Genomic DNA, 8,491 nt, shown 5'->3' with positions numbered 1-8,491 from the left:
TTGGGCGTTCGGTGGTTTTGGCGGAGGGGAAACACCCGGTCCCATCCCGAACCCGGAAGTTAAGCCCTTCAGCGCCGATGGTACTGCATGGGAGACTGTGTGGGAGAGTAGGACACCGCCGGACACATATTAACGGGAAAGGCCCCGCCGATACCGGCGGGGCCTTTCTCATTTCTGGGGTTGTATTGCTCGCGGACGCTGGATGGGTCGGACGGTGAATCGACATCCTCCGCTTCTGGAACAGCGAGCTCGCATTCGTCGAATCCCTTCCGCGGGAGCGCCGCGAGGTGCGCTGACCTCTCCAACCCGTAACTCGGCTCAACTATGTGAATGCGTTGAAGACGGCCTCCGGGGTGTCTCGTTTTTCGTAGAGGGTCCAGGCGGTGTCTGCGAGGGTGTCCGGGTTGAGCGTTCCGACGACCATTCCGTCCAGGCAGTCGAGTTGTGAGGTGACCATGCGGTGGATGTCGCCGCGCTCGATCAGCCCGCCGATGGTCAGCGTCCCCGCGTAGACGCCCTGGTCGGCGAGGGCCGCGTTGAGGGTCAGCGCGTAGTTCCGCAGCGCGGCGGACGAGATCGCCAGGTTTCCGATCGTCGGCATCGGTACGACCGAACTCAATCCACCGGCGAACAGCAGCCCGCCGTTGCCTTGCTTCACCATTCCCGGCAGGACCGCGCCGACCGTGTCGATGGCCGGATACACCCAGCTCATCGCGTCCTTGGCGGCGGTGACGTCGGTAGACGTGATGGGCGCCGGGCGTGCGGCCGGGTCCGCGGCGCCGGGGCCGTAGTAGACGACATCGATGCCGCCGTGGTGTTCGGCGATCGCGCGCAGTGCGGCGAGCAGGGCGTCTCGGTCGCGGACGTCGGCTGGATGGGACGTCGCCTCGATGCCCGCGTCCGCCAGCGCGGCGACGTAACCGGGGTGCCGGTCGCGGTTCCGCGAGATGAGGGCGATCCGGTGACCCTCGCGGCCGAAGCGCTGCGCGATCGACATGCCGAGACCAGGCCCGACACCGATGACGACGGTCGTTGCTGACATGACGCGAGACCTCCGGAGGGAGACAACTTGAGGAGAGCCTCAAGTTAGCACAAATCTTGAGGGTGCCCTCAAGTTCATAGGATGGAGGCATGCCCGAGACGACGAGACCCCGCAGGGCCGATGCCGCGCGCAACCGGGAGAAGCTCCTCGCCGCGGCGTCCGCCGTCTTCGGGGAGCGTGGGCTCGACGCGCCCTTGGAGGAGGTCGCGCGGCGCGCCGGAGTCAGCATCGGCACGCTCTACAACCATTTCCCCGCCCGCGAGGACTTCTTCGACGCGATCTTCCCCGAGCGGCTCGCCAGGCTGGACCGGATCGCCGAGGCCGCGCTGTCCGACCCCGACCCGTGGAACGGGTTCGTCGCCTTCATCGAGGGTCTGTTCGCCCTGCAGGCCGAGGACCGCGGGCTCAACGACGCGCTGGTCCGGCGCTTCCCGCTCGCGGCCGAGGTGACGGCGGCGTGCCATCGCGGGTTCGTGAATCTGGTCGAGATCATGGCGCGGGCCAAGGCGTCCGGGCAGCTCCGCGACGACTTCGAGGCGTCCGACGTCGCGACGCTGATGTGGGCGATGTCGCAGGTCATCCGCGAGTCCATTGATGTCGCGCCGGACGCCTGGCGGCGCTGCCTCGCGTTCTACCTCGACGGCCTGCGCGCGTCCGCCGCCCACCCGATCGACGTCCGCCCGCTGACCGAGGAACAGATCGATCGCAGGCACGATAGACGCTGATGACCCCCATGGACGCCGATGACCCCGAGGTCCGTCCGCTTAGTTGGATTCCAGTGTCTCCAGCAGGGACGCTACGGCGTTCAGGTCGTCCTCGCTGAAGACGCGGATGCCCTCGCGTTCGAGCAGTGCCGTCGTCACGCCCTCGCCCGGGATCGGCGTGCCCGTGAAGGTGCCGTCGTAGACGCGGTGGCTGCCGCAAGACGGGCTGCCCTCCTTGAGCAGGGCGATGCGCGCGCCGGTCCGCCGGGCCGCGTCGAGCGCCTGGCGGGCGCCGTGCAGGAACTCGGCGGTCATGTCGTCGCCGTGCTCGGTGCGGACGCGGGCCGTCCCGTCCAGGACGGCGTGCCCGTCGCCGCCGACGATCTCGGCCGGTGGGCGCGGCACGGCCAGGCCGCCCGACACCTCGGGGCAGAACGGGACGAGCCGCCCCTCAGCCCGCCACCGTTCGAACAGCCCGCCGCCGACCGGCTTCGCCGCGCCGTCGTAGCGGACGCGCCGTCCGACCAGGCAGGAGCTGACCAGAATGCGTTCCACGCCCCCAGCCTAGGCAGGTCGGGCGAATGCCCGGACAAGGTCGGTCACTTGCGGATGCGGTTCACCGCCAGTTGCGCGACGCGGACGGCCCCGCCCGGGCTGAGCCGGACGCCGCGCCACGCCAGCCGCCCGTGCGCGGGCGCGACGATGAGCGCCTGGTTGCGGGCGACGCCGCGCATGATGTCGCGGGCCAGTTTCTCCGCCGTGTAGAGGCGCGGGGACGCCTTCGCGATGTCGCCGGTCGCGTCGCCGCTCATCGGCGTCTCGGGCAGGTCTGGGTTGACATTGTGCAGCAGCGGGGTGTCGACGAAGCTCGGGCAGACGACGCTGACCTTCACGCCGCGTCCGGCCGCTTCGGCGCGCAAGCCGAGCGACAGGCCGACGACGGCGTGCTTGGTCGCCGTGTACGGGATGCCGATCGGCATCGGGACGAGCCCGGCCAGCGACGCGGTGTTGACGATGTGCCCGTGTCCCTGCTCCAGCATGATCGGGTAGGCGGCGTGGACGCCGTGCACGACACCCTTCAGGTTGATGTCGATCGCGCGGTTCCAGTGGTCGAGCGTGAGTTCCTCGGCGAGGCCGCCGATGGCGATCCCGGCGTTGTTGAAGACCAGGTCGAGCCGTCCGTGGTCGTCCTTCACGGACCGGTAGACGTCGGCGACGGCGGCGGCGTCGGTGACGTCGAGAGCGGCGGCGGACGCCTTGCCCTTGCCGAGGCCGTTCAACCGGTCCGCGACCTGGGCCGCGCCGTCCGCGTTGACGTCGGTGACCATGACGGTGTCGCCGCGCGCCACGAGGGACGTGGCGATCGCGCGGCCGATGCCGGACGCGCCTCCGGTGACGATCGCGACGCTCATCGCGCGTTCCCCTCGGCCGAGGCCGAGGCCGAGACGGCGCGGCGCTGCTTCGGCTCGTCCCAGATGCCGAACGCCCGCCACACTTGCTTGCCGACCGGGCCGACCACGCCGAGCTCGGCCATCAGGTCGCGGATCTTGCCGACCGAGTTGGAGATCTCGGCCTGCGACGCCTCACTCCGGTACGCCTGGCGGACGACGTCCTTCGGGATGCCGAAGTGCCGCACCATCGGGCCGGGCGGGGACAGCATGATCCGGGCCATCACGCCGAGCACGACGGGCGTCGCGACGCCGAGGATGCGGCGGCGCAGCGGGTTCATCTTCGGCACGCGGTGCTTGAGGTAGTGCCGGGCGAACGAGATGTGCCGGGCCTCCTCCGCGATGTGGATCTTCATGATGGTCTCTTCGAGCGGGTGCTTGATGTGCCCGCCCTTCAGGGACTTGCGCTGGACGTAGTCGATCGGGTCCTCGCCGCCGAGCACGAACACGAAGAACATCTCGGTGCTGACCAGCGGGATCCACGGCGCGGCCTGCGCGATGAGGCTGAGCGAGCGCGGCATTCCGCGGATCGGCATCTTCGTGCGGTTCACGAATTCCTGGAACATCATTCCGTGGTGACATTCCTCGGTCGTCTCGTGGTAGACGTACCGGAATTCCGGGCGGCCGTTCGGCAGCCGGTAGGCGTAGTTGAGCAGTCCGCGCTTCAGCAGGTTCTCGAACTGGAGCCCGATCTTCATGGCGGTGGCGACGCGCCACAGCCCGATCTGCGCCTGGATCTCCGGCGGCTGCGACTGGTACCACTCGGTCTCGCCGAGCCGGTCGAACGGCGGCAGCACCCAGCGCGGGTCGTTCTTGTCGACGGTGAACTCGGGGTCGTCCCACGGGATGTCGGCGTACGCCTCCCAGTGCTTGTCGACCGACGCCTTGTTCAGGCGGTCGATGACGCCGAGGTAGGACTTCCTGTCCTTGATCTGCTCACGGACCTCTTCGGCGAGTTCGGTGGGGGCTTCGGGCATTTCGGTGCGCTCCCTAGGGGCGGTCGGCCGGGGCCGACGGACGTTCAGGGGTGGTGTCAGGGATGGCCGCGGGGACTCCGGGGCCCGGGACGATCAGCCGCGCCACGTCCTTGACCTGGCGCAGCACGGCGGCCTGGTGGCCGTCGGCGTCGTCGTCCAGCGCGTTCTGGATGGACAGCCCGACGAACATCGCGAACACGCCGCGCAGCATCGTCGGGACGAAGTCGGCGGGCAGCGTGTTCGCCGGGAACAGCCGCTCGAAGGTCTCCAGGATGACCTGGAGGATCCGCTCGTTCAGGTCGCGGCACAGCGGCCGCAGCTCGTCGTCGGTGCGGGCGGCGACCGCGAGCTCCATGAGGGCCTTCGCGGGACGTCCGCGGAACACCTCCCAGAGCAGGTCGAGCGCGCCGGAGACGTCGCGCCGCTCGGGCGGCAGCACCGCGAACGCGGTCTCGTAGGCGAGCCGCTGGGCTTCGAGGAGGTGCTCCAGCGCCGCCGCGACCAGCACCATCTTGGTCGGGTAGTGGTGCTGCTGCGCGCCGCGCGACACTCCGGCGCGGCGCGCGACCTCCGTGGTGGACGTCCCGGACCAGCCGAGGTCGACGAGGCACTCCATGGTCGCCTCCAGGAGCCGCGCCTGCGTCTGCGACCGGCGCTCCTCCTGCGTACGGCGCCGCGGCGGACGGTGCCGGTGCCTGCGGCGGCTGCTCACTGCCATGCCCCAGACGGTACGAGCCGACATACAAGCAAGCAAGCCTGCATGTATGTTGTCCGCGTCACAATTGGACATCCAGTCTTATTGATCGCCGGGCGTGCCGGACGTGCCAGGCGTGCCAGGCGTACCGCGCGGGACGTAGCCGGGGCGTCCGCGCTGCGTCCGGGGGAGCAGGCGCGGTGCATCTCCTGACCCGACGACGGGCGGCATGCCGCGCCGCCACGATCCCGGGCATGGGAAACGCAGCAGAGGCAAGGCGATCCATCAACGACGGCACGGGCAACGACGACACGGGCCGGGCGCGGAGCGGCGGCGGCGCCCGGACGGAAGGGCTCACCAAGGTCTACGGCTCCGGCGACATGGCGGTGCGGGCGCTCGTCGACGTCAGCGTGGAGCTCCCGGCGGGCCGGTTCACCGCGATCATGGGGCCGTCCGGCGCGGGCAAGTCCACGCTGATGCACTGCGTGGCGGGGCTGGAGGACGCGACGTCCGGCAAGGTCTACGTCGGCGACCAGGAGCTCGGCGCGCTGTCGGACCGGGGCCTGACGAAGCTCAGGCGCGAGCGGATCGGGTTCGTGTTCCAGGCGTTCAACCTGCTCCCGACGCTGACCGCGCGCGACAACATCCTCCTGCCGATGACGCTGGCGGGCACGACGCCCGACCAGGAATGGCTGGCGACGGTGGTGCGCGTGCTGCGGCTGGGGGACCGGCTGTCGCATCGTCCGTCCGAGATGTCGGGCGGGCAGCAGCAGCGGGTCGCGCTCGCACGCGCGCTGGTCACCCGTCCGCAGATCGTGTTCGCGGACGAGCCGACCGGCAACCTCGACTCCCGCACGGGCGGCGAGGTGCTGAACCTGCTCCGCAACGCGGTGGACGACCTGGGCCAGACCGTCGCGATGGTCACCCACGACCCGGTCGCGGCAGGGCACGCCGACGCGGTGGTGTTCCTCGCGGACGGACGGATCGTCGACGTCATGGAGGCGCCCACACCCGACCGGGTGCTGGACAGGATGCGCGGTCTGGGGGACGTCCGATGACAGGGCTCGTTTTCAAGGAACTGTGGGGACGCAAGCGCCGCATGGTCGGCTCCCTGGTGGCGGTCTTCCTCGGCGTCGCCTTCCTGACCGGAACGCTCGTGCTCGGCGACACCCTCGCAGGAAGCATCGACGGGTACTACTCCAAGGCGTTCGGCAAGACGGACGTGACCGTACGCAACGCGGTGAGCGTCAGCGACGAGCCGTGGGGGTCGCGTGGGCAGATCGACGCGTCCGTCCTGGACAAGGTCCGCCGGGTGGACGGAGTCGCCAACGCCGAACCCGTCATCCGGGGCTCCGGACAGCTCCTCGCCAAGGACGGCACCGTCATCGCCTCGCGCGGCCCGCGCACCGCCGGGAACTGGATGACCGACCCCAAGCTCAACCCGTACCGGCTCGCCGAGGGACGCGCGCCCCGCGCGCCGAACGAGGTCGTCATCAACAAGATGTTCGCGGACGAGGGCAAGCTCAAGGTCGGCGACCGGACGGCGGTGCTCACCCCGGAGAAGGTCCCGGTGACCGTCGTCGGGATCAGCAAGTTCGGCGACGAGGACGCCTTCGGCGAGACCTCGTTCACCGCGTTCACCCTGGACGACGCCCGCCGCTACGTCGCGAAGTCGCCCGACCGGATCAGCGAGGTCTCGCTCCGCGCCGCGGACGGCGTGAGCCAGGACGAGCTGGCCTCGCGCGTCCGGCCCGTCCTGCCCGGCGGGACCGAGGCGATCACGAACAAGGCGCAGGTGGACGAGGGCATGTCCAAGGTCGAGTCCGGCTTCCTGCAGATCTTCCGGACCGTGCTCGGCGCGTTCGGCGGGGTGGCGCTGCTCGTCGCCGCGTTCAGCATCCACAACACGTTCGCGATCACGATCGCGCAGCGCACCCGCGAGTCGGCGCTGCTGCGCGCGCTCGGCGCCGGCCGCCGCCAGGTGCTGACGATCGTCGGTTTCGAGGCCCTCGTCATCGGCGCCGCCGCGACGCTCGCCGGGCTCGCCGGCGGGATCGGGTTCGCGCTGTTCCTGCGCTGGCTGTTCGGCGCGTTCCGGATCGGCATCGCGATGGAGGGGCTGACCGTGTCCGCCACCTCCCTCATGATCGCCGTGCCGGTGGGGCTGGTGGTGACGCTGGTGGCGGCGCTCGGGCCAGCGCTCCGGGCGTCCCGGGTCGCGCCGCTCGCGGCGCTGCGGGAGACGGCGGCGGAGTCGCCCCGGCCGACCGACACGCGGGTCATCGTCGGCGGCGTGCTGGCCGCCGTCGCCGCCGGGACGGTCGTGTTCGGCGCGGTGAGCGAGCAGACGGCGATGGCGGGCGCGGGCGCGATCCTGTGCGTGGTCGCGACGGTCGTGCTCGGGCCGGTCGTCGCGCGTCCGGCAGCCGCGCTCATCGGCGCGCCCGCGGCCCGGACGCGCGGCGTCGCCGGGATGCTGGCCAGGGACAACGCGTCCCGCAGCCCGAAGCGCACGGCGGGCGCCGCGACCGCGCTGATGATCGGCGTCGGCGTCGTCACGCTGCTGACGGTGTTCATCGGGTCGCTCGGCGCGTCCCTGGAGGACAGCGTCGCCGGGTCGTTCAAGGGCCCGCTGGTCGTCAACTCCGGCAACAACGAGACCGGCGGGTTCGGCACCGGCCTGGCCCGGGACGCGGCGCGGCTGCCGCAGGTCGAACGGGTCGCGGGCGTCGGCGGCGGCGCAATGCGGGTGGACGGCGACGCCTCCACCGTGAGCGCGGCCGACCCGTCCGCGCTGGGGCGCGTCCTCGACCTGGACGTCAGGCGAGGCGCGCTGTCGGACGCGGGCACGTTCGCCGTGGCGAAGGGCGTCGCCGACGACAAGGGCTGGCGCGTCGGCTCGACGGTGCCCGTCACGTTCGCCGACGGCGCGTCGCAGCGGCTCACCGTGGGCGCGATCTACGAGAACACCGACCTGACCGGCGACTACGTCGTCCCGCGGACGGTGTTCGACGCGCACACCGGGCAGCCGCTCGACACGCACGTGTTCGTCGACCTCAAGCCGGGCGCGTCGGTCGCGGAGGCGCGGGCGGCGCTGACCGCGCTCGCCAAGCCCTACGGCGGTCCGGACGTGCAGACGCGCGACGGGTTCGTGTCGTCCCTGACCGAGGAGCAGCGGGGGTTCATCACCGTCGTGTACGGGATGCTGGTCCTCGCCATCGTGATCGCCCTGCTCGGCATCGCGAACACGCTGTCGCTGGCCGTCCACGAGCGGACGCGGGAACTCGGCCTGCTGCGCGCGGTCGGCGCGACACGTCCGCAGATCCGGTCCATGGTCCGCTGGGAATCGGTGATCGTCGCGCTGGTCGGCACGGCGGGCGGGATCGCGCTCGGGCTCTTCCTCGGCTGGGGGCTCGGCGCCGCCCTCGGCAACCCGTTCGCGCCGCCGGTCGTGACGCTGGCCGTGGTGGCGGTGGCCGGCGCGGTGGCGGGGGCGCTCGCCGCGGTCCGCCCGGCGCGGCGCGCGGCCCGGCTGGCGATCCTGTCGGCGATCTCCGCGCCGTGACCTCCCGTCCCCCCGGCCGTGCCGGCGGCCGGGGGGACGGGGCGCCGCGGACCGGCGCTGG

8 protein-coding genes and 1 rRNA gene are annotated in these 8,491 nt (G+C 71.3%); 4 read left to right on the top strand and 5 right to left on the bottom strand.

Translation table 11 applies throughout. From position 1 onward, the window contains the following. Positions 1–7 precede the first annotated feature (7 nt). Positions 8–124, top strand: a 5S ribosomal RNA gene (gene rrf / locus FXF68_RS29600). 198 nt (positions 125–322) lie between these two features. Here rrf and FXF68_RS29595 read toward each other — a convergent pair. Continuing rightward, on the bottom strand, positions 323–1,042 hold the full coding sequence (locus tag FXF68_RS29595; RefSeq protein ID WP_148764828.1) for an SDR family NAD(P)-dependent oxidoreductase: 720 nt from the start codon (positions 1,040–1,042) through the stop codon (positions 323–325). Between the two features lie 89 nt (positions 1,043–1,131). Here FXF68_RS29595 and FXF68_RS29590 point away from each other — a divergent pair, with 89 nt between their 5' ends. Continuing rightward, positions 1,132–1,767, top strand: coding sequence for a TetR/AcrR family transcriptional regulator (locus FXF68_RS29590; protein WP_148764827.1), 636 nt, complete (start codon positions 1,132–1,134; stop codon positions 1,765–1,767). A 39-nt stretch (positions 1,768–1,806) separates the two neighbouring features. Here the strand turns inward: FXF68_RS29590 and FXF68_RS29585 are convergent, their stop codons facing one another. From FXF68_RS29585 to FXF68_RS29570, 4 genes are read right to left on the bottom strand one after another with little or no spacing between them, the layout of a single operon-like run. Then, entirely contained in the window at positions 1,807–2,301 is a 495-nt protein-coding gene (locus FXF68_RS29585) for a 2-thiouracil desulfurase family protein (protein WP_148764826.1), read from the bottom strand. A gap of 44 nt (positions 2,302–2,345) precedes the next feature. After that, entirely contained in the window at positions 2,346–3,158 is an 813-nt protein-coding gene (locus FXF68_RS29580) for an SDR family NAD(P)-dependent oxidoreductase (RefSeq protein ID WP_148764825.1), read from the bottom strand. Further along, complete coding sequence (locus tag FXF68_RS29575; protein WP_148764824.1) at positions 3,155–4,171, bottom strand: AurF N-oxygenase family protein; 1,017 nt, start codon at positions 4,169–4,171, stop codon at positions 3,155–3,157. Before FXF68_RS29575 ends, FXF68_RS29580 begins: the two co-directional genes overlap by 4 nt. Before the next feature lie 13 nt (positions 4,172–4,184). Further along, a complete protein-coding gene (locus tag FXF68_RS29570; protein WP_246179004.1) occupies positions 4,185–4,889 on the bottom strand; it encodes a TetR/AcrR family transcriptional regulator in 705 nt (234 codons plus the stop codon). A gap of 230 nt (positions 4,890–5,119) precedes the next feature. On the opposite strand from FXF68_RS29570, the gene FXF68_RS29565 reads away from it, so the two are divergent. Then, the gene (locus tag FXF68_RS29565; RefSeq protein WP_148764822.1) at positions 5,120–5,923 is read left to right on the top strand and encodes an ABC transporter ATP-binding protein; all 804 of its coding nucleotides are present in this window, start codon (positions 5,120–5,122) and stop codon (positions 5,921–5,923) included. Then, complete coding sequence (locus FXF68_RS29560; protein WP_148764820.1) at positions 5,920–8,430, top strand: ABC transporter permease; 2,511 nt, start codon at positions 5,920–5,922, stop codon at positions 8,428–8,430. Before FXF68_RS29565 ends, FXF68_RS29560 begins: the two co-directional genes overlap by 4 nt. Positions 8,431–8,491: the final 61 nt, after the last annotated feature.

Origin of the sequence: Actinomadura decatromicini, from assembly GCF_008121305.1 — a bacterium.
Taxonomy (GTDB): domain Bacteria; phylum Actinomycetota; class Actinomycetes; order Streptosporangiales; family Streptosporangiaceae; genus Spirillospora; species Spirillospora syzygii.
This window is presented reverse-complemented; position numbering and strand designations above follow the sequence as displayed.

Coding starts and splice junctions, on each gene's coding strand:
- FXF68_RS29595 (WP_148764828.1), bottom strand. CDS start 1,042: ATGTCAGCAACGACCGTCGTCATCGGTGTCGGGCCTGGTCTCGGCATG.
- FXF68_RS29590 (WP_148764827.1), top strand. CDS start 1,132: ATGCCCGAGACGACGAGACCCCGCAGGGCCGATGCCGCGCGCAACCGG.
- FXF68_RS29580 (WP_148764825.1), bottom strand. CDS start 3,158: ATGAGCGTCGCGATCGTCACCGGAGGCGCGTCCGGCATCGGCCGCGCG.
- FXF68_RS29575 (WP_148764824.1), bottom strand. CDS start 4,171: ATGCCCGAAGCCCCCACCGAACTCGCCGAAGAGGTCCGTGAGCAGATC.
- FXF68_RS29570 (WP_246179004.1), bottom strand. CDS start 4,889: ATGGCAGTGAGCAGCCGCCGCAGGCACCGGCACCGTCCGCCGCGGCGC.
- FXF68_RS29565 (WP_148764822.1), top strand. CDS start 5,120: ATGGGAAACGCAGCAGAGGCAAGGCGATCCATCAACGACGGCACGGGC.
- FXF68_RS29560 (WP_148764820.1), top strand. CDS start 5,920: ATGACAGGGCTCGTTTTCAAGGAACTGTGGGGACGCAAGCGCCGCATG.